Origin of the sequence: Synechococcus sp. CCY 9618, assembly GCF_019038415.1 — a bacterium.
Lineage (GTDB): Bacteria > Cyanobacteriota > Cyanobacteriia > PCC-6307 > Cyanobiaceae > Cyanobium.
Window position 1 is genome coordinate 67,651 of sequence record NZ_JAFKRG010000040.1, and the last position, 17,398, is coordinate 85,048.

At 68.5% G+C, this 17,398-nt stretch carries 20 protein-coding genes and 1 pseudogene; 7 read left to right on the forward strand and 14 right to left on the reverse strand.

Features of this window, described 5'->3' with window-relative positions; genetic code table 11:
- Nucleotides 1-7: 7 nt before the first annotated feature.
- From KUG41_RS09525 to hisA, 7 genes are all read right to left on the reverse strand, one after another.
- Nucleotides 8-418: a type IV pilin protein gene (locus KUG41_RS09525; RefSeq protein ID WP_371734102.1), complete on the reverse strand. Its 411-nt coding sequence runs from the start codon at nucleotides 416-418 to the stop codon at nucleotides 8-10.
- An 8-nt stretch (nucleotides 419-426) separates the two neighbouring features.
- Entirely contained in the window at nucleotides 427-885 is a 459-nt protein-coding gene (locus tag KUG41_RS15945; RefSeq protein WP_371734103.1) for a type IV pilin protein, read from the reverse strand.
- A 194-nt stretch (nucleotides 886-1,079) separates the two neighbouring features.
- Entirely contained in the window at nucleotides 1,080-2,462 is a 1,383-nt protein-coding gene (gene fumC / locus KUG41_RS09535; RefSeq protein WP_216903656.1) for a class II fumarate hydratase, read from the reverse strand.
- Nucleotides 2,459-3,052, reverse strand: a complete 594-nt coding sequence (locus KUG41_RS09540) for a thylakoid membrane photosystem I accumulation factor (protein ID WP_216903554.1) — start codon at nucleotides 3,050-3,052, stop codon at nucleotides 2,459-2,461. Before KUG41_RS09540 ends, fumC begins: the two co-directional genes overlap by 4 nt.
- Before the next feature lie 22 nt (nucleotides 3,053-3,074).
- Nucleotides 3,075-4,727 carry a DUF3685 domain-containing protein gene (locus KUG41_RS09545; RefSeq protein ID WP_216903556.1) on the reverse strand — a complete coding sequence of 551 codons (1,653 nt, stop codon included), beginning with the start codon at nucleotides 4,725-4,727 and terminating at the stop codon, nucleotides 3,075-3,077.
- A gap of 90 nt (nucleotides 4,728-4,817) precedes the next feature.
- Nucleotides 4,818-5,183: a Fur family transcriptional regulator gene (locus KUG41_RS09550; protein ID WP_216903658.1), complete on the reverse strand. Its 366-nt coding sequence runs from the start codon at nucleotides 5,181-5,183 to the stop codon at nucleotides 4,818-4,820.
- Nucleotides 5,184-5,358: 175 nt separating this feature from the next.
- Nucleotides 5,359-6,120 carry a 1-(5-phosphoribosyl)-5-[(5-phosphoribosylamino)methylideneamino]imidazole-4-carboxamide isomerase gene (gene hisA, locus KUG41_RS09555; RefSeq protein ID WP_216903558.1) on the reverse strand — a complete coding sequence of 254 codons (762 nt, stop codon included), beginning with the start codon at nucleotides 6,118-6,120 and terminating at the stop codon, nucleotides 5,359-5,361.
- A gap of 60 nt (nucleotides 6,121-6,180) precedes the next feature.
- Here hisA and KUG41_RS09560 point away from each other — a divergent pair, with 60 nt between their 5' ends.
- The 4 genes from KUG41_RS09560 to KUG41_RS09575 all read left to right on the forward strand — a co-directional run bounded on the left by KUG41_RS09560 (nucleotide 6,181) and on the right by KUG41_RS09575 (nucleotide 8,916).
- Nucleotides 6,181-6,378 carry a hypothetical protein gene (locus KUG41_RS09560; RefSeq protein WP_216903560.1) on the forward strand — a complete coding sequence of 66 codons (198 nt, stop codon included), beginning with the start codon at nucleotides 6,181-6,183 and terminating at the stop codon, nucleotides 6,376-6,378.
- Nucleotides 6,379-6,469: 91 nt separating this feature from the next.
- On the forward strand, nucleotides 6,470-7,153 hold the full coding sequence (locus KUG41_RS09565; protein WP_216903562.1) for a hypothetical protein: 684 nt from the start codon (nucleotides 6,470-6,472) through the stop codon (nucleotides 7,151-7,153).
- Between the two features lie 44 nt (nucleotides 7,154-7,197).
- Nucleotides 7,198-8,115, forward strand: coding sequence for an NAD-dependent epimerase/dehydratase family protein (locus tag KUG41_RS09570; RefSeq protein WP_216903564.1), 918 nt, complete (start codon nucleotides 7,198-7,200; stop codon nucleotides 8,113-8,115).
- A 51-nt stretch (nucleotides 8,116-8,166) separates the two neighbouring features.
- Complete coding sequence (locus KUG41_RS09575) at nucleotides 8,167-8,916, forward strand: VanW family protein (protein WP_216903566.1); 750 nt, start codon at nucleotides 8,167-8,169, stop codon at nucleotides 8,914-8,916.
- A gap of 5 nt (nucleotides 8,917-8,921) precedes the next feature.
- Here KUG41_RS09575 and KUG41_RS09580 read toward each other — a convergent pair.
- The 4 genes and pseudogenes from KUG41_RS09580 to KUG41_RS09595 all read right to left on the reverse strand — a co-directional run.
- Nucleotides 8,922-9,071 (reverse strand): annotated as a pseudogene (locus KUG41_RS09580) (CDP-diacylglycerol--glycerol-3-phosphate 3-phosphatidyltransferase); the annotation flags it as partial.
- A 399-nt stretch (nucleotides 9,072-9,470) separates the two neighbouring features.
- A complete protein-coding gene (locus KUG41_RS09585; protein WP_216903568.1) occupies nucleotides 9,471-11,039 on the reverse strand; it encodes a hypothetical protein in 1,569 nt (522 codons plus the stop codon).
- Between the two features lie 519 nt (nucleotides 11,040-11,558).
- The gene (locus KUG41_RS15830; protein WP_216903660.1) at nucleotides 11,559-11,804 is read right to left on the reverse strand and encodes an integrase core domain-containing protein; all 246 of its coding nucleotides are present in this window, start codon (nucleotides 11,802-11,804) and stop codon (nucleotides 11,559-11,561) included.
- Between the two features lie 33 nt (nucleotides 11,805-11,837).
- Nucleotides 11,838-12,371: a CDP-alcohol phosphatidyltransferase family protein gene (locus tag KUG41_RS09595; RefSeq protein WP_216903570.1), complete on the reverse strand. Its 534-nt coding sequence runs from the start codon at nucleotides 12,369-12,371 to the stop codon at nucleotides 11,838-11,840.
- Between the two features lie 50 nt (nucleotides 12,372-12,421).
- Here KUG41_RS09595 and KUG41_RS09600 point away from each other — a divergent pair, with 50 nt between their 5' ends.
- A complete protein-coding gene (locus KUG41_RS09600; protein ID WP_216903572.1) occupies nucleotides 12,422-12,889 on the forward strand; it encodes a CBS domain-containing protein in 468 nt (155 codons plus the stop codon).
- Nucleotides 12,890-12,895: 6 nt separating this feature from the next.
- Here the strand turns inward: KUG41_RS09600 and KUG41_RS09605 are convergent, their stop codons facing one another.
- A complete protein-coding gene (locus KUG41_RS09605) occupies nucleotides 12,896-13,300 on the reverse strand; it encodes a hypothetical protein (protein ID WP_216903574.1) in 405 nt (134 codons plus the stop codon).
- The gene (gene pdeM, locus KUG41_RS09610) at nucleotides 13,297-14,004 is read right to left on the reverse strand and encodes a ligase-associated DNA damage response endonuclease PdeM (protein WP_216903576.1); all 708 of its coding nucleotides are present in this window, start codon (nucleotides 14,002-14,004) and stop codon (nucleotides 13,297-13,299) included. Before pdeM ends, KUG41_RS09605 begins: the two co-directional genes overlap by 4 nt.
- 101 nt (nucleotides 14,005-14,105) lie before the next feature.
- On the opposite strand from pdeM, the gene KUG41_RS09615 reads away from it, so the two are divergent.
- Nucleotides 14,106-16,232 carry a 4Fe-4S binding protein gene (locus tag KUG41_RS09615; protein WP_216903578.1) on the forward strand — a complete coding sequence of 709 codons (2,127 nt, stop codon included), beginning with the start codon at nucleotides 14,106-14,108 and terminating at the stop codon, nucleotides 16,230-16,232.
- On the opposite strand, the gene KUG41_RS09620 is transcribed toward KUG41_RS09615, so the two are convergent.
- Nucleotides 16,150-16,584, reverse strand: a complete 435-nt coding sequence (locus tag KUG41_RS09620; protein ID WP_216903580.1) for a gamma-glutamylcyclotransferase family protein — start codon at nucleotides 16,582-16,584, stop codon at nucleotides 16,150-16,152. The two genes, KUG41_RS09615 and KUG41_RS09620, sit on opposite strands and share 83 nt — an antisense overlap.
- Nucleotides 16,585-16,757: 173 nt before the next feature.
- Here KUG41_RS09620 and KUG41_RS09625 point away from each other — a divergent pair, with 173 nt between their 5' ends.
- Nucleotides 16,758-17,396, forward strand: coding sequence for a hypothetical protein (locus tag KUG41_RS09625; RefSeq protein ID WP_216903582.1), 639 nt, complete (start codon nucleotides 16,758-16,760; stop codon nucleotides 17,394-17,396).
- The last annotated feature ends 2 nt before the right edge of the window (nucleotides 17,397-17,398 follow it).

A 17,398-nucleotide genomic window follows, 5' to 3' on the forward strand; every position in this document is an offset into this window, starting at 1 on the left:
CCGGTGATCAGCGAAAGATGCAGCGCATGCTGCCATCGGCGGCCACGCGGATCCTCGCCCTGCGGTGGGAGGCGCCGGCCGTCACTCCGAGGCACATGATTCCCGCCGCATCCCCCGACCAGGTGCGGCTGTTGATCTGCCGGACGGCCCTGCCGTTGCAGACCCTGTTGGCCCCGTTGAAGGGTTGCTGCACAGTCACGGGAAGGCCGGTGCGGTTCGCGAGGGCGCACTGCTCGGCGAAAGCGAGGGTTTCGGCAATGCTGCTGACGGCTTCCGCCTGGGTTCTGGCCCGGCGGTACTGGGGAAACACAACGGCACTGAGGATTCCGACAATCGCGACCGCGATCATCACCTCAACCAGCGTGAAACCTCTGACGCCTTCATGCTTAGGAGATGGATGGCCAGGATCAGTATCCACAGGCGGACCTAAATGAATCTGCAGACAACGTCTCCTGATCGGGAGACACTGGCTCTGGCAAAGGCGTTGTTGCGATCCGCAGTGTCGCCCTGGCAGACCACGCCTGTCGCATCGCCGGTCCAGGGGCGGCTTAAGATGTTACGCAGTTGGGTGCCGTCACAGCGGATCTCGCTTCCGTTGTAAGGGTTTTCAATCGTCATGGTGATGCCGCTGCGCATGCCGACGGCGCATTGCTTGGCCAGGGCCATCATTTCGCCGACATTCGCCGACGCCTCACTGACCGATCGGGCCCGCAGATAGTTGGGGACAGCTACAGCTGAAATGATTCCGACGATGGCGACGACCACCATCAGCTCGATCAAGGTGAAGCCGTTGCGCCCTGACCTTCGGCGGCGAAGGGGAATGGATGAATGGATCCGCAAGGGTGAATGAAGTCGGGGCGTATAGGGGAAAGGATCCGGAAGCAAGCCTTAGAGAAGGATTGGAGCCGGAAACCCGAAAGAGTGGTACTACTCTCACACCATAACAAATCAAGGCTTATTTTCCCCGTCGCTGACAGCTCCGGAACATGCTTGCAGCGGTGTAATGCGTATTGTCAGAACCATTCAAGCGAATCCGAGACTTCAGATCAACCCCCGACCCCCTCCGGCCGGGCTCCCACTCACACCATCCGTTCCGGCCTCACCCAGCGGTCAAACTCCTCGCCGCTGATCTCCCCGAGCACCAGGGCCGCTTCCCTCAGGCTGAGCCGGTGCCGGTGGGCGTGGCGGGCGATCGCACAGGCCCGGTCGTAGCCGATGGCCGGGGTGAGAGCCGTCACCAGCATCAGACTGCGGTCGCGCTGGGACTCGATGTGCTCCACGTCGGCCCGTAGCCCATCGATGCAGAGCTCCCGGAAGCTGGAGGCGCTGCCTGCCAGCAGGCCGATGCTCTCCAGCAGGTTGTGGGCGATCAGGGGCTTGAACACGTTGAGTTCGAAGTTCCCCTGGCTCGCCGCCATCTGCACGGCGGTGTTGTGGCCCATCACCTGGACAGCCACCATGGTGAGGCTTTCGCACTGGGTGGGATTCACCTTGCCGGGCATGATGCTGGAGCCCGGTTCGTTCTCCGGCAGCACCAGTTCACCGAGGCCGCAGCGGGGGCCGCTCGCCAGCCAGCGGATGTCGTTGGCGATCTTCATCAGGCTGCCGGCCAGCACCGTCAGCGCCCCATGGGCCGCCGCCAGTCCCTCCTGCCCGGCCAGCGCCTGGAACTTATTGGGGGCACTGGTGAAGGGCAGGCCGACGCGCTCGGCCAGCCGGTCGGCCACCGCCTCGCCGAAGCCGGCGGGTGCATTCAGCCCTGTGCCCACCGCCGTGCCGCCGATGGCCAGCTCAAACACCAGGGGCAGGGTGGCTCGCAGGCCGGCCAGCCCCAGCTCCAGCTGGGCCGCGTAGCCGCCGAACTCCTGACCCAGGCTGAGGGGCACCGCATCCTGCAGATGGGTGCGACCGATCTTGATCAGCCCGGCGTAGGCCTCCGCCTTGAGGCGCAGGGCCTTGACGAGGGCCTCCAGGCTCGGGATCAGGCGCCGGTGCAGTTCGATCGCCACCGCCATGTGCATGGCCGCGGGGAAGGTGTCGTTGCTCGACTGGCTCAGGTTGACGTGGTCGTTCGGATGGACCGGCGTCTTGCTGCCCAGCACCCCGCCGGCGGCCGCGATGGCCCGGTTGGCGATCACCTCGTTGACGTTCATATTCGTCTGGGTGCCCGAGCCGGTCTGCCAGACCCGCAGGGGAAACTCCCCGTCGAGGCGGCCCGCGGCCACCTCCTCGGCCGCCGCCACGATCAGGGCCGCCAGGGGCTCGCTCAGCACACCCCGGGTGGCATTCACCTCGGCGCAGGCGGCCTTGAGCTGGCCGAAGGCATGGACCACGGCGATCGGCATCAAGGCCCCGAAGGGAAAGTTGCGGAGCGACCGCTGGGTCTGGGCGCCCCAGAGATGGTCGGAAGGAACCTCCACCGGGCCGAGGCTGTCGGTTTCGGTGCGGGTGGCCGGCATCAGCGCGAGGCCACCACTTCGCTGTTGAGCTCGTTGAAGCTCAGGGTGGCACTGCTGCCGGAGCCGGGCGCCATGGGGATCCCGGTGGCTTTGCTCACGGCGGTGTTGATCGCATCGACGCTCACCTGACCATGACGATCGAAGACGACCCGGCCGTCGGCGTCGATCACGACGACCTGGGGAATCAGACCATCCCAGTAATGGGCCGGATCGGCCGGCCCCCCCTCGGGCCGGTTCTGAAGCGGATCGGTGACCAGGGGGATCAGGTCGATGGCGTTGCCCCAGAGGCGCTGCAGCTCGGACACCACCGGGGCGAACTGCTTGCTGACGCCGCTGTCGTCGAGGTAGTAGACCACCACCGCCACCCGATGGGCCGCCAGGGCCTGGGCCAGGGTGCTGCGCGGCGGCACCAGGGACCCGTTCCCGGCATAGAGCGCGAAGATGTTGCCGTCGTAGCGGTCGTTGTCGAGGCTGGCCTGGGCAGGTCCCGGCGCCCACACCAGCCCCATCGCCAGGATCAGCATCAGGGCCCAGAGGCCGGCGCAGCACCGGGTCAGCGAAGGGGGCAAGGGGGAGGCGGCAGCTGGGGTCATTGTGCCGTGGGGCCAGACCGCTTCAGCCGCGGTTGAGGCTGCGGCCCATCCCCTGAACGATGCCGCGGCCCACCAGGCCGATGGCCTTGCCCACCACCTGGGTGAGCAGCACCACCAGCAGATCCCCCAGGCGCCTGAGCAGACCCTGCAGCTGGGGCGCCAGGGCGTCCCGCGCCTCCAGAGCGAGGGTGACGACCTGCTGCACCCAGCCCAGCTGCCGCAGTTCGGCGTCGCGGGGTTCGGTGAGATCGACGCAGTCGATGGCGGCGACGCCGAGGCGGAACAGCGGACGACGGCTTTCGTAGAGGTGGATCGGCCGGTCGAACCAGCTGCTCCAGCGCTGCTGGGCATTGAGCTGGTTGCGCATCCGTTCCAGGTTGCGGGTGGCCAGCAGGTCGGGACGCAGCAGGTAGCGGCGCAGCTCGGGCCATTCGGCACAGGCCGCCAGCACCTCGGCACTGATCAGTTCGGCGCTGCGCACCAGCCAGTTGCTGAGCAGCAGTTCCAGGTAGAGCACGGCCTGGGGTTCATCCGGGGCCAGCAGCTGGCCTTCCACCAGCAGGGGCCGGGCCTGCAGCAGGGGGGTCAGCATGGCCAAGGGGTCGGGGAGCTCCTGGTCGTCCCCATCCAGCAGGCTGCGCCGCAGCAGGGTCTCGGCCACCGGGCAGAGCTTCCCCTCCATCGGCAGCTGCACGTAGGAACCGGCCATCTGGCGCAGGGCCTGCTGGCGCAGCTCCGGCTGGAGTTCCCGCCAGAGCCGCTCCAGCCGTTCCCCGCGGGGATCGTCCTGGAGCAGGCGGCTGCGCAGCCGTTCGAACTGCTCCAGCAGCCCGAGCAGCAGATCACTGCGCCGGGAGGGATGGAGACCGTCGAGAGCGAGCAGCTGGCCGCTCTGGTTGCTGGGTCCGGCGGCGGCAGCCTCGGTGAGCCGACCTCGCAGGGCCTCCCATAATCCATCGGCGGTCCGCTGCCGCAGGGTGATGGCCACCCCAGGCCGGGCAGCGGTGGCCTGTGGAGCAGGGAAGACCGCAGCCAGCGGCTGCTCATCGTGGAGAGTCCCCCAGGCCAGGGCGATCGGCCCCCAGAGCCAGAGCAGCAGGCGGCGGGCCATCCTCAGCTCCCGTACCCGACCCTCAAGCAGCAGCAGGGGCAGCAGCTGGGTGGGGCGAGGGTCGAGCAGGGCCAGGCAGAGGCGCAGTTCGGCGTCGATCTGCTGCAGACCGCTCAGCAGCAGCCACTGGCCCAAGCCCAGCGGAGCGGCGGCCGAAGGCGTCTCCGCCTGGGACGCCGGGCTGATGGCCAGAACCCTGCCTCCGGCCAGCACCGTGGTCACGGCCTCCCGCAGGCCCTCGGCATCCATCTGCTCGAGCAGCCCCTGGGCCGGGAGTTGCAGCAGGACGTCGGGGGCGTAGCGATGCCCAGGAGGGAGCAGCAGCAGCAGTGGCGCGGGATGCCAGCGCTCCAGCAGACGGCGCACCTCGGCATCGAGGGCCTGGGGCTCCGGGGGGCTGCCCAGACACCAGACAATCAGCTGGGGGGACAGCTGGGGATCCTCACTGGCCACCACCTGGCCGCAGGGGGGATCCATCTGCAGCCAGCTGACGATCCCGGCGCGCTGAAGGGGGTCGGCGAACAGCAGCAGCTGGGGGAGGGGCTGTGCCGGTCGAGGACTCACGTTGCCTGGATGGTGGTGACCCGACGGTACCGAAGCCGGAGACTTTTCTCCAGTGCCGATGGCTCGCCTCCCGTCTGCCGGACCGACGCCTCAGCTGCTCCGACGGCGCCCGGACAGATGCAGGGTGTAGGACTCGATGGCGAAGCCCGTGTGCTGTTCGATCCGGCGCAGCAGGTCGTCGGGCAGAAGCACATCCAGGTCCAGGATCTCACCGGACTCGATGCAGGTCAGGTGGCTGTGGGGATCGGAGCGGTAGCCGTAGAGGCGGCCATTGGCTCGGTCCAGGCATTCGATCACTCCTGCCGATTGCAGCGCCTCCAGGTTCTGGTAGACGGAGGTGTGGCCGATGTTGCGGCCCTGATCATTGAGCTTCTCGAAGATGTCCCGGGCACTGAGATGGCTCTTCTCGGCCCACAGCAGATCGAGCACCATGCGCCGCTGGCGACTCAGACGCATCCCCAGTTCGCGGCAGCGCAGGTAGACCTCGTCCACCCCGGCCAGAACCGGCGCCTGGGGAACCGGCGATGGATCGGTGGTCAGAACGGGGAGCAAACGGTGCCGGTATGCACATTCTCTCTGTTATAGGGCAGTTGACCCGGCAACGGTATGGCCAAGCACTCCCCCTGATCCTTCAGGCGATCGGCAACCGGAGCGGATCCTGCAGCCGCTGATCACCGATGGCCTGAAGGGCTTCGGCCAGGTCCACCCGGCCGTCGTAAAGCGCGCGGCCCACGATCACCCCCTGCACGCCGAGGGGCTCCAGGCTCAGCAGGCTGAGCAGGTCGGTCAGGCAGCCCACACCCCCGGAAGCGATCACCGGGATCGAGGAGGCCAGGGCCATGGTCCTCAGAGCCGTCAGGTTGGGACCCTCCAGGGTGCCGTCGGTAGCGATGTCGGTGCTGATGATCGCCGCCACCCCGGTGCCTTCCAGGCCGGCCGCCAGGTCGGTGGCCGCCACCGTGCTCTGCTCGATCCAGCCGCGGGTGGCCACCCTGCCGTCGTTGGCGTCGATCCCCACCACGATCCGGCCGGGATGGCGGGCGGCCAGGCGGCGCACCAGCTCAGGCTGCTCAACGGCCACCGTGCCCAGGATCACCCGGTCCAGGCCCCAGGCCAGCAGCTCCTCCGCCCGCTCGGTCGAACGCACGCCGCCTCCCAGCTGCACCGGGATCGAGAGGGCCGTGACGATCGCCCGTACCGCAGCGTCGTTGCAGGGCACACCGCGCCGGGCCCCGTCCAGATCCACCAGGTGCAACCGCGGAGCCCCCTGGCGCTGCCATTCCAGGGCCTGGGCCACAGGATCGTCGCTGAAGCGGGTGACCCGGTCGTAGTCGCCCTGATGCAGACGCACGCAATGCCCGTCGAGCAGATCGATGGCGGGAATGACTTGCATGGGGAGAGAGAGAATGCCGGCCAGGGGTTCCATCTTCCGCCAGCACCCTGCCCGCCACCCATGAGCCTGCCCCCTCCTGTGCTCAGCAGCGACGACTGGCGCCGCCTCAGGGATGCCCTCCGCTATCAGGGCCGCGATCTGCACCATCGCTCCTATGCGGTGGACGCCCGCCGCCGCGAACTGCTCTGGGAGGAGATGGATCGGTGCCTGGCCCTGGCCGATCGCATCGAGCGGCATCTGGCGGATGCCGACGGCTGAGCGGCGACGGGGTCGTGCCCGGTGACGGGAACGGGCCTAGCTTCTGGCTGTTCGCCGGCGACGACCCTCGCCAGGCACCCAACCTCCCTCGATGTCGCTGCTGCGGCTCTCCGGTGTTCTGCTGCTGATCGGCTGCTGCCGCCCGGCCGCGGCCCAGCCCCTCACTCCCCCACCCCTGAAAGCCCCGGTGCCCCCCGGGCCGGTGATCCCGCCGATCAGCCGTGCCGATCCCCAGCTGGAGGCGGCGCTGCAGGCCCGGCTGTTCGCCGGCCCGGTTGCGGCGACGCCGACGGCGGCCGGCGATCCGGATCAGACCGAATGGGAACAGGCCCGGGCCACGGGCCAGCATCCGTCGTGCAACGAGGTGGGGCCGCTGCGCTACATGCACAACCGGATCGATCTGGACGGCGACGGCCGGCTGGAGACCGTGGCGCTGGTGGTGGGCTCCTACGCCTGCTCCAGCGACGGCTGCACCCTGATGGTGTTCCGTGACGGGGCCGGGGGCCTGGAGCTGGTGGCGGAGAACGGCCTGTTCCAGTCACCCCTCAGGGTGATCAGCCAGCGCCATCGCGGCTGGCTGGATCTGACCATGCCCGCCAGCCTGCACGGGGCGCCCGAGGGGCTGATGGAGCTGGTCTTCAACGGCCACACCTACCGGCCGCTGGCGGGTGGGGCGGCCCGGTACGCCGCAGCCACGCCACCCGGAACGGTGGTGCTGGAGCTGCTGCCCCTGCCCTTCGAACAGCTGGGCCAGCCGCTGCCCTGCGGCTCCTGACCCCTGCCGGCCGCTTGAATGGCACGCACCGACGCGGCATGGCGATGAGGATCCTGGTGATGGGCGGCACCCGCTTCGTGGGCCGGCCCCTGGTCAGCCGGCTGCTGGCCGCGGGCCATGAACTCACCCTCTTCACCCGCGGCCGCAACCCGCTGCCGGAGGGGGTGGAGCACCTGCAGGGCGACCGCAGCAGCGCCGAGGGCCTCGCCGCGCTGCAGGACCGCCCCTTCGAGGTGATCATCGACAGCTCCGGCCGCAGCCTGGACGACACCCGCCGGGTGCTGGAGCGGACCGGTGCGCCGTCCCACCGGCTGGTGTACGTGAGTTCGGCGGGGGTCTACGCCGACAGCGAGCTCTGGCCCCTGGATGAGGACGCCCCCATCGACCCGGCCAGCCGCCATGCCGGCAAGGCCGAGACCGAGACCTGGCTGCGCCAGGAGGGCATCCCCTTCACCAGCTTCCGGCCCACCTACATCGTCGGGCCGGGCAACTACAACCCGGTGGAGAGCTGGTTCTTCGATCGGATCGTGCACGGGCAACCGGTGCCCCTGCCCGGCGACGGCAGCACCATCACCCAGCTGGGCCATGTGAGCGACCTGGCCGCCGCCATGGCCCGCTGCATCGAAGTGGATCCGGCCGCCAACCGGATCTACAACTGCACCGGCTCCCAGGGCGTCACCTTTCTGGGCCTGGTGCAGGCGGCGGCCCGGGCCTGCGGCAAGGATCCCACCTCGGTGGAGATCCGCCGCTTCGACCCGGCCGGCCTCGACAAGAAGGCACGCAAGGCCTTTCCGCTGCGCCTGGCCCACTTCCTCACCGACACCCACCGGGTGCGCAGGGAGCTGGCCTGGGAGCCGGCCTACGACCTGGAGGCCACCCTGGCGGACAGCTACGCCAACGACTACGCCAAGCGGATGCCCACAACCCCTGATTTCAGTGGCGATGCGGCGCTGCTGGGGTGACGCTATGTCCGGTGGCCTGAGGATGGTGAGGTTTCCCGCAGGGCCTGATCCATGCCCACCATCCAGGGGTCACCTGTGAAACGCCTGCGGCGTCTGATCCCCCTGGCCCTGCGCCAGGACATCAAACATTCCCTGCGCCAACTCCACGACGGCCTCAAGGGGATCAGCTTTGACGGCAGCGTCGGCGCCCTGGGAAGCTGCCCCCTGATCAGCCTCGTTCAGCCGATCCCGCCTAGCACGTTTTTCGAGAACAAGATCATCAATCTGACCCGTGGCGCCGCGCTGCTCGATGGCAACATCATCGGCGTGCGGCAGAACTGGTCGTTCTGGCATCGCATCCGGCATCCCAAGGCTGCCAATGGCTTCGTCGAAGGGCGAAACCTCGTCAACGGCAAGCTCGTGGCCCTGAGCGGTGGGGGGCTCTGCCAGCTTGCTTCCATCACGTACCACCTCGCCCTGCTCGGGGGGCTGACCATCCTCGAGCGCCATGCCCACAGCCTGGATCTCTACTTGGACCATCAGCGATTCACACCTCTGGGCGCCGATGCCACGGTGGTCTGGGGATTCAAGGATCTGAGGCTGCACAATCCCCACCCCGTTCCCATCTCCCTGCGTTTCCGGGTGGTGGAGAACCGGTTGATCGCCGAACTCCTGGCCGATGGGCAGTGGCCAGCCCAGCACGTTGATTTCGTGCAGATTCCGCTGGACGCCCCTTACATTCAGGTCAGCACGATGGTCAACCATCAGGTTCATGACGTGACCATCTACGAGCAACGGCACGGCATGCAGGTCGCCGGTTAGCTGTGCAACAGGGAAAGGAACTGCAGGATCGTCTTGGTCTTGCCCGCCACCGAGGCGGGGCCGCCCGAGCCCTGAGAGGCCCGGCAGCCGGAGATCAGCAGTTCCCGGGCCAGCAGCAGGGGCATCTGCAACCATCCCAACAGCAACGGCAGGAGCGAGTTCACGGCAAAGCCTCGAAATCGTTGCTCCGGAGCATCGGCTGAAGCCGCGTCAGGTTTCGCGACAACAACGCCCCAAGGGGGCGGCAAGGAAAGCCCGCTCACGACGGTGGTGAGGATCACGGCGTGGAGGAAGGAATCCGCCATCGGGCAGGTGGGCGGGCCCGTGGCCCCGGCACACCGCATCTGATGCCGTTATCGGCGAAGCGACACGCCGATGATGTCCCGGGACTCACGGTCACCATGGCGCCATCGAGGCCCCGTCGGATGAAGGGAGAAGGTGGCGGGCTCCCTCGCGGCCGTTGTGGCAGTGCATCTTGTCAAGGCCGGCTCACCATCGCCATTGCTGAGCCTGGTCCGGCTTTGCCGAGGCTGGACACGCCGATGGAACTGTCGTCAGGGGGGAGTCTCATGGGCAGGCGGCCCGGCCCCCACGGCCCGCCACAGCCGGCCGAGAGCGTGCATGAGAAGACGGAGCAGGATCTCAAGGGCAAGAATGGCCAGGAGGATGCCGACCCACTCCACAGGGTGGAGATAGCGGGAAACGGCATCGCCGACGGCAAAGACCCCCAGGATGTAGAGGCCTGCCGGCAGCAACAGCAGTGCGGCACGCCGGAGCAAAGAGGGCCGCAGGCTGATCAGCACACCCAGCACCATCAGAATCCCGAATGGCCTGAGCCGCAAGGAGGCGAGTCCGCTTTCATGCGCCCCAGCCGGCCCAGCAGGCTCCACCCATCGGAAGTGTTTGTCGACGGCATGGAGAAAACCTGTGAAGCGATAGTTCCTCAGATCGCCCGCACGGGCCAGCCGCTGAAACTCCCCTGCGTCAACGCGGAAAGGCAAGGAAAAATAGGATGGTTTCTTGATCCAACGATTGCGGGTGTTCAGCAGCTGCTCCCTCCAGAACTCCGGTGGATCAAAGCGGTGATTGACGAGGCTTCCTGACATCGCAATCCCCGTGGTAGTGACAGTGAATTGCAGAAACTTCAGGGGATGATCGCGAATCGCATCCATCGATAAGCTCCGTGCCACCTGGGAAAACCTCAGCTCATCCTTGTTCAATTCGGCCCAGATGGGATGGATTGCGCTGGAATCCTTCGAGTTGAATCGTTTTTTGAAGTTCTGCGCCACCCATGGATAGCTGTTACCCGCGGCACGCGCTTCCAGAACTACAGGCCGCAGCGCTTCTCGGTAACGCCGATGGGGCTCCCCCGACTCCCGCACCATCGGCAGGACGGAGTTGAGCAGAAGCCAGTACCCCTGTGAACTCTTGCCAACGGTGATCGCCAGGAGCAGCGCCGTCAAGCCAGCCAGGCCACTGCGCCAGGTCCAGGCCCACCGGCGAGGGTCGCCGGCATGGATCACAAAGCCGATGATCGCGCCCAGCCACAGGAAGCGACCGGCTCCCTTCATCCCGGCGAGCAGAATGGTGGCAATGGTGAGCAGGAACAGCCCCTGGCGACTGGTGAACACACCGGGAGTGAGAGCCACCGCGACCGTGAACACGAAGGCCGCAAGCAGAAGAGTCTCGGCGATGAACTCATGCTCATACCAGAGCATTCTTGGCCAGACGGCACAGATCAGCGTCACGAGGGGAACGCTGAACCGCGGTCGCAGGCTGAGGTAGCGGGCGATCCAGCCGATCCCCACGATGGTGGCGAGCCCGATCAGATGTTGAAGTAACGGCAGAACGTACCAGCAGGGTGCCGGTATGGCGGTGACGAGGGCCAGAAAGATCGGATACAGCCAGCGTCGCTTTGGCGAGAGATCGAATTCGCCTTTGGTAAAGAGTTGATGGGCAAATTCGTAATAGGAACCACTGTCGGCACCGAAGTAGCCCTGTGGAGTGACCCAGAGGAAGTGGCTACGTAGAGCGAAGCCAACCAGCAGAGCGGGTGCGCACAGCCAGAGGAACGTCCTCAGGTCAACAGGTTCGGATGAGAACAGCGAGAGCAAACGTTTCACGAATTACTAGCTGTTGTGTATGCCTATGGCTATGGCTATGGAAGCATGCCCTCCTGCTTGTGGAGCCCAACCGAACGTTCCATTGGCTGCGGCCCGGCTCGTTTGGAGCCTGCTCCCTTCTGTCTGTCAACCTCCGTGGCCCAGTTTCTCCGTTCATACCGTCCAGGCGACTCCCTGGCATCGGCGGTCAGGACGCCCTGGGTACTGCCCCGATCGGACTGAACCGGCTCCCAGCAGGAGTCTCCCGGATGCCCCCGTAGCATCTGACCGATGAGTTTCTGTTCACCTTGGAGCCCTGCGAAGGGCAGGGGCGCTTCCCCCCTGCAGGCGTCACCCTCCAGCTTCCCGGCCCGGCGCACATCGTTGCCATCGAAGTAGGGACGCAGACGCGACTTGCGGGCCGTCTCGCTCGAGCAGCCCGCCCCGCAGACCCCCTACCGGCCCAGGAATACGACGAGGGCCCTGGAGTTCTCCATTGGACGGATCCGGGCCGCTAGCTGTGCTTTCCCACCAGGTTGTTCATGCCTGCAGCTGAGCGAGCCACTGCTGGGGGGTGAGGCCACCCAGCGCCATGGGGCCCCTGCGGCCGTTATAAATCCGCAGGTAGGCCTGCAGCAGCTCATTGCGAGCCGCTGAGGTGCCGTAATGCATCACGTAGGCCCTTTCCTCCAGCAGGATTTTGATGAATCGCTCTGCCTTGCCGTTGGTCCGACCCTCTTGGCCCCCGCTGATGGCCTTCCCGGCCGGATGGCGATGACGATGCAGCGGGAGTGCCGCTGGCTGTTGGAGCGTTCTTGATCAGTCTCGATCGGTGGCCAGCAGATACCCCAGCGCCGAGCTCAGAGCCAGCAGCAGGGACGGCCAGAACAGCCACCAGCCGATGCCATGCAGCCGCGGCGCCAGCGCCAGGCCGCTGCCCAGCCCCCAGCGATCAGGCCAGAGCAGCAGCAACAGGGAAATGAACTGCAGGATCGTCTTGGCCTTGCCCGCCGCCGAGGCGGGGCCGCCGGAGCCCTGAGAGGCCCGCCAGCCGGAGATCAGCAGCTCCCGGGCCAGCAGCAGCCACACCGCCCACACAGGCAGCCCGCCGGTGTGGGCCAGCCAAAGCAGGGGGGCGCTGATCAGGATCTTGTCGGTGAGCGGGTCCAGGCGGGCGCCCCACACCGAGCCGCCGCCGGCCCGACGGGCCAGGACGCCGTCGGCCCAGTCGCTCAGGCCCCCCAGCAGCAGCAGGCCCCAGGCCAGGCCGGGCCGACCGCCGGCCAGGGCCAGCAGCAGGGGCAGTCCCAGCAGGGCCCGGGCGACGGTGAGCAGATCGGCGAGGCGTCGCATGGGGGGTCGGTCCGGCGCACCAGCAGAATGCAGCCATCCGTGAGAGTCCCATGGTCGTCGAGCGCAGCGTGGCCGAGGTGATGAGCACACCGGTGCTGAGCGTGACCACCACCACGCCCCTGCAGGACGCGGTGAAACTGATGAGCGAGCACCACATCAGCGGCCTGCCGGTGCTTGATGCAGACGGCGCCCTGGCAGGGGAACTCAGCGAACAGGACCTGATGGTGCGGGAGAGCGGCTTCGATGCCGGCCCCTACGTGATGCTCCTCGATGCGGTGATCTACCTGCGCAACCCCCTCGACTGGGACCGCCAGGTGCACCAGGTGCTGGGCAACACGGTGGCGGACGTGATGGGCTCCCAACCCCACAGCTGTCCGGCCGACACCAGCCTGCCGGCAGCGGCCCGCCTGCTGCACGAACGGGGCACCCAGCGGCTGTTCGTGCTCGACGACCAGCAGAAGCTGGCCGGGGTGCTCACCCGCGGGGATGTGGTGCGGGCCCTGGCGTCCCAGGGCTGAGGCCCGTCAGGGCAGCGCCAGCGGCGCGGCAGCAGTGCCGCTTCCGCCGGCAGGGGTTGGCTGCGGCTCAGATCCCGCTCCTGGCGCCGTTGCACCGCCGTCCGCGGCGGCGTAGCGCTCGTACATCGGCCCCGAAACAAAGGCGAGGGCCGAACGATCGGCATAGGCCTCCTGCTCCCGGTCCCAGCCCGTGAACAGATCGATGCTCACCTGGCGGGGATCGAAATCGAGGGCGTAGACCTCCCCATCCGGGAGGTAGCGGAAGCCCTCGCCGGAGGGGGCTGCAGCCGCGGAACGATGGAGAGGGAGGGGTTCGCTCAGGGGCGGGGCGATGGCCACCAGGCCGGCGAAACCCAGCACGGGCAGGCTTCCGGCAAGCCAGCGTTTGCACCCCCTGAGCCGCGGCCTCACGCCGCGGGATTGACGCCGCGGGGCCTCAGGCTGGGGCGGGGACGATTCCGGGGGCGTGGGGAAGGGTTCCAGGGAACGATGGCACCGTCGGCCACGAGCCAGAGCGCCTCACCTTGTGAACAGGGATGGCCTCCAGTCAAGAGGCCGAAAGCCGGCAGGACCAGCTGCTCCGCCGTCCGGTCGTAGGCGAAGCAGGGCAGGCGCAGGCGGTCGGCGCCGTCGCCCACCAGGGCCACCGGATGGCAGTGGCCGCAGACATTCAGCTGACCTGGCCGGGGCTCGGGGGCGTGGCTGAGCCAGAGGGGGCCGGTGGCCGTTGAGGGCTCCTGCACCAACCCCTCCAGCCAGCAGCCCCGCTCGTGGTTGCCGCCGATCAGGCGCAGGGGGCAGCCCATCAATGCGGGCAGGGCGAGCAGCTTCTGGCGCAGCTCCCGGGTGAGGCCCAGGCGGCTGTGGATCAGGTCGCCGAGCACCACCACCTCCCTGGGCTGATGGTGATGGGCCAGGGCCAGAAGGGCGTTGAGGGTGGCCCCATCCCCGTCGCTGGGCAGGGGGATGCCCTGGCTCTGGAAGGTTTCCGCCTTGCCCAGGTGCAGATCCGCCACCAGCAGCAGACCCTGCTGCGGATCCCACGCGGCTCGTCCGGCCAGCAGCTGCAGCCGATGGCCCCGCCACAGGAACTCGGCGCAGGCCGCGCCGCTCATGGCTGCACCGGCGGCCGGCGGGGGAGGGGCATGGAGCGGGGGAAGGGAATGGAGGCGCGTCCATCTTCTCCGACGAGAATCAGCGCAGCACGGGGTCGCCGATGACATCCAGCCAGAGCGATGCCGCCACGGACGCCCGGGCCTGCCTGCTGCGGCTGGCGCCCTATCTGCTGGGCCGGGCCCGACGGGGCGTCGTCGGCAGCAGCCGCTACGCCCAGAAACTGCGGGACGCGATCCGCACCGCCGCCGCCGATGGCACGGCCCGGCCGGTGCTGATCAGCGGCGAACCGGGCCTGGAGAAGGACAACCTCGCCGCCCTGATCCACTTCGGCTCGGCGGCCCGCAAGCAGCTGCTGGTACGGATCAACTGCGCCCTGCTGCGTCCCGACGGCGCCGAACTGTTCGCCGCCGCCGGCGATGGGGTGGCCCTGCTCGACTGCATCGGCAACGGCGGCCTGCTGCTGGATCAGATCGATCGCGCCGCCCCTGCTCTGCGGCCGGCCCTGCTGGAGCTGGCCCGCAGCGGCCGCTGGCGGTCGCCGGAGGGGGGCCGGGCCGAACACGTCTTCGCCGGCCGGGTGTTCCTCACCGCCGAGAAGAGCGAGCCCGACTTCGATGCGATCTGCTGCCACATCCGGGTGCCCCCCCTGCGGGTGCGGCGCCAGGACCTGGGCGAGTGGCTGCGCTACGGCGTGCGCCAGAAAGCCCTCAGCCTGGGCTGGAGCCGGCCACCCAGCGTGGGCGAGGGGATGGTGAAGCGGCTGCAGGGCTACGACTTCCCCGGAAACGTGCGGGAGCTGCTGGTGCTGATCGACCGGGCCCTGCGCCAGTGCAGCGGTGCCCATCCCGAGGAACTGCCTGAGGACGTGTTCTGGACCGAGCGGCGGCCCCAGCGGGCCCGCTTCGACCTCTGGCGCTGGAAGCCCCAGCTGCGGGAGTCGATGCGCTCACCCCGGTTCTGGAACGCCCTGCTGTTCGGCCTGGTGAGCTGGGTGTTCGTGCTGGTGAACCTGTGGCTCTGGTGGGGTCCCCAGGACCGGGCCCACAACGGCGGCCTCAACCTCTTCTGGGCCTGGTGGTGGCCCCTGATCCTGCTGAGCTTCCCCCTGGTGGGCCGACTGTGGTGCTCCTTCTGTCCGTTCATGGTCTGGGGGGAGATCAGCCAGCGGCTGGGCCGGCACCTGGGCCTGCAGCCCGCCCGCTGGCCGCGGGGCGACACGGACCGCTGGGGGGCGCCGGTGCTGGCGGCAGGTTTCGCGGCGATCCTGTTGTGGGAGGAACTGGGCGACCTGCGCAACAGCGCCTGGCAGAGCAGCACCCTGCTGCTGCTGATCACCGCCGGCGCCGTGGTCGGTTCGCTGCGCTTCGAGAAGCGCTTCTGGTGCCGTTACCTCTGCCCTGTGGGGGGCATGAACGGCCTGTTCGCCAAGCTGGCCATCAGCGAACTGCGGGCAGAGGCGGGCACCTGCAGCGGCAGTTGCAGCAGCTATGCCTGCTTCAAGGGCGGTCCAGCGGAAGGGGAGGGGCTGGCGACAGCCGGCTGCCCCCTGGGCACGCACCCGGCCCACCTCGACGACAACCGCAACTGCGTGCTGTGCCTCACCTGCGCCCAGGCCTGCCCGCACCGGTCGGTGCAGGTGCGCCTGCGGCCCCCCGCCGCGGACCTGCAGAGGGACATGGCCCCGCCGACCGGGGAAGCGGGTCTGATCCTGGTGCTGGCCGGGGGCTTCAGCCTGCACTACTGGCAGCAGCTGCTGGGGAGGCTGTCCCTGGCGCCGGCCTCCCTGGCCGAGGGCGCCCTGCTGCCCAGGCTGGCGTTCGCCGCCCTGGCCCTGGCCCTGCCCGCCAGCCTGTGGCTGGTCCTGCGGCCCCTGGTGAGCCGCCTGCGGCCGGCAAGCTCCAGCTGGCTGCTGCTCTACGGCCTGCTGCCCCTGCTGTGGTCCCTGCTGCTGGCCCAGCATCTGGCCACTGGCATGGCGGAGGCGGGGCTGCTGCTGCCGGTGAGCACCCGGACGTTGTGGCCGGAACTGGCCGCCGGGCTGCCCGCCTGGCGCGCCGATCCCCACGTGATCGCCTTCTGCCAGAGCCTGGCGGTGCTGGTGGGGGCAGCCGGATCGCTGCTGATGCTGAAGCGTCTGTTCCAGCTCAGCCTCTGGAGCGGCCCGACCCTGGCCCTGACGGGCCTGGTGATCGGCCTGGCCACGGCGGGCCGCTGGCTGGTGGCCTGAGCGCGGGCCAGCGGCCATCTAGGAGGGCCGGCACGAAGCGCACCTGGCGCGGGCGGCCCACGTAGACCCAGGCCCAGCGGCCGTCGGCAAGGGCCATGGGGAGGCGGTCGTAAAGCCGGGGGTAGCCCTCCAGCCGGTCCAGCCGCGCCAGGGCCTCCCCCATGAGGCGAAAGACCTCCCCCCACACCGCGCCACCGCCCGGGATCGCCATGGGGAAGGGGCCCAGGTCATGGAGCACCAGCCCCTCGATCGCCGCTTCCCCCTCGAAGCTGCAGCCAGCCAGCCAGTGGTGGTTGCAGAAGCCGCGCTTGAGGGTTCCGTAGACGAAGACCAGCTCCGGGTTCCGGTTCACGGGTGGGGCCAGGGAAGGGGGAACCGGTCGCCATAATGAACTCGCTTTGCCCGACTTTCCATGACCATCGCCCTTCTCGTGGCGCTGCTGGGCTCGCTGGTGTTGATGGGCTGGATCGTCAAGCGCCTGGAAAAGGCCTCCTGATGCGGTAGCTCTCCCCCGGGGGATACTGCGTGAACCACCTCCCCCGGGCCCTGCAGGGCCGGCGGGGCCGGCTGGCCCTGCGGCTGGTGAGTCTGCTCACGGCCATGGTGGGGCTGATCGATCTGCTGGCGGCGATGACTCCCGCCCTGCCCGAGCGGATGGCCCTGCTGGAGGAGCTGTTCCCGCTGGAGGTGCGGGTGGGGGCGCGGCTGTTCGGGGCCTTTGCCAGCTTCCTGCTGTTCAGCCTCGCCTTCCACCTGCTGCGCCGCAAACGCCAGGCCTGGCAGCTCACCTGCCTGCTGCTGAGCGCCTCGATCGTGTCCCACCTGCTGACGGGCCTGGACGTGGAGGAGAGCCTGGCCAGCGGCGGCCTGCTGCTGTTGCTGCTGTGGATGCGGCCGTTGTTCACCGCCGGATCCGACCGGCCCTCGGTGGTGCAGGGGGTGCGGGTGCTGGTGCTGGCGGTGCTGTTCACCCTGGCCTACGGCAGTCTCGGCTTCTACCTCCTCGACCGTCACGACGCGGTCAACTTCAACGGGGTGGAAGCCATCGGCCAGACCCTGGCGATGTTTTTCGGAGACGACGCCACCGGCCTGGTGCCGCTCACCCCCCATGGACGCCACTTCGCCGGCTCGATCCAGCTGATCGGGGTGGCCACCATCGGCTAGGC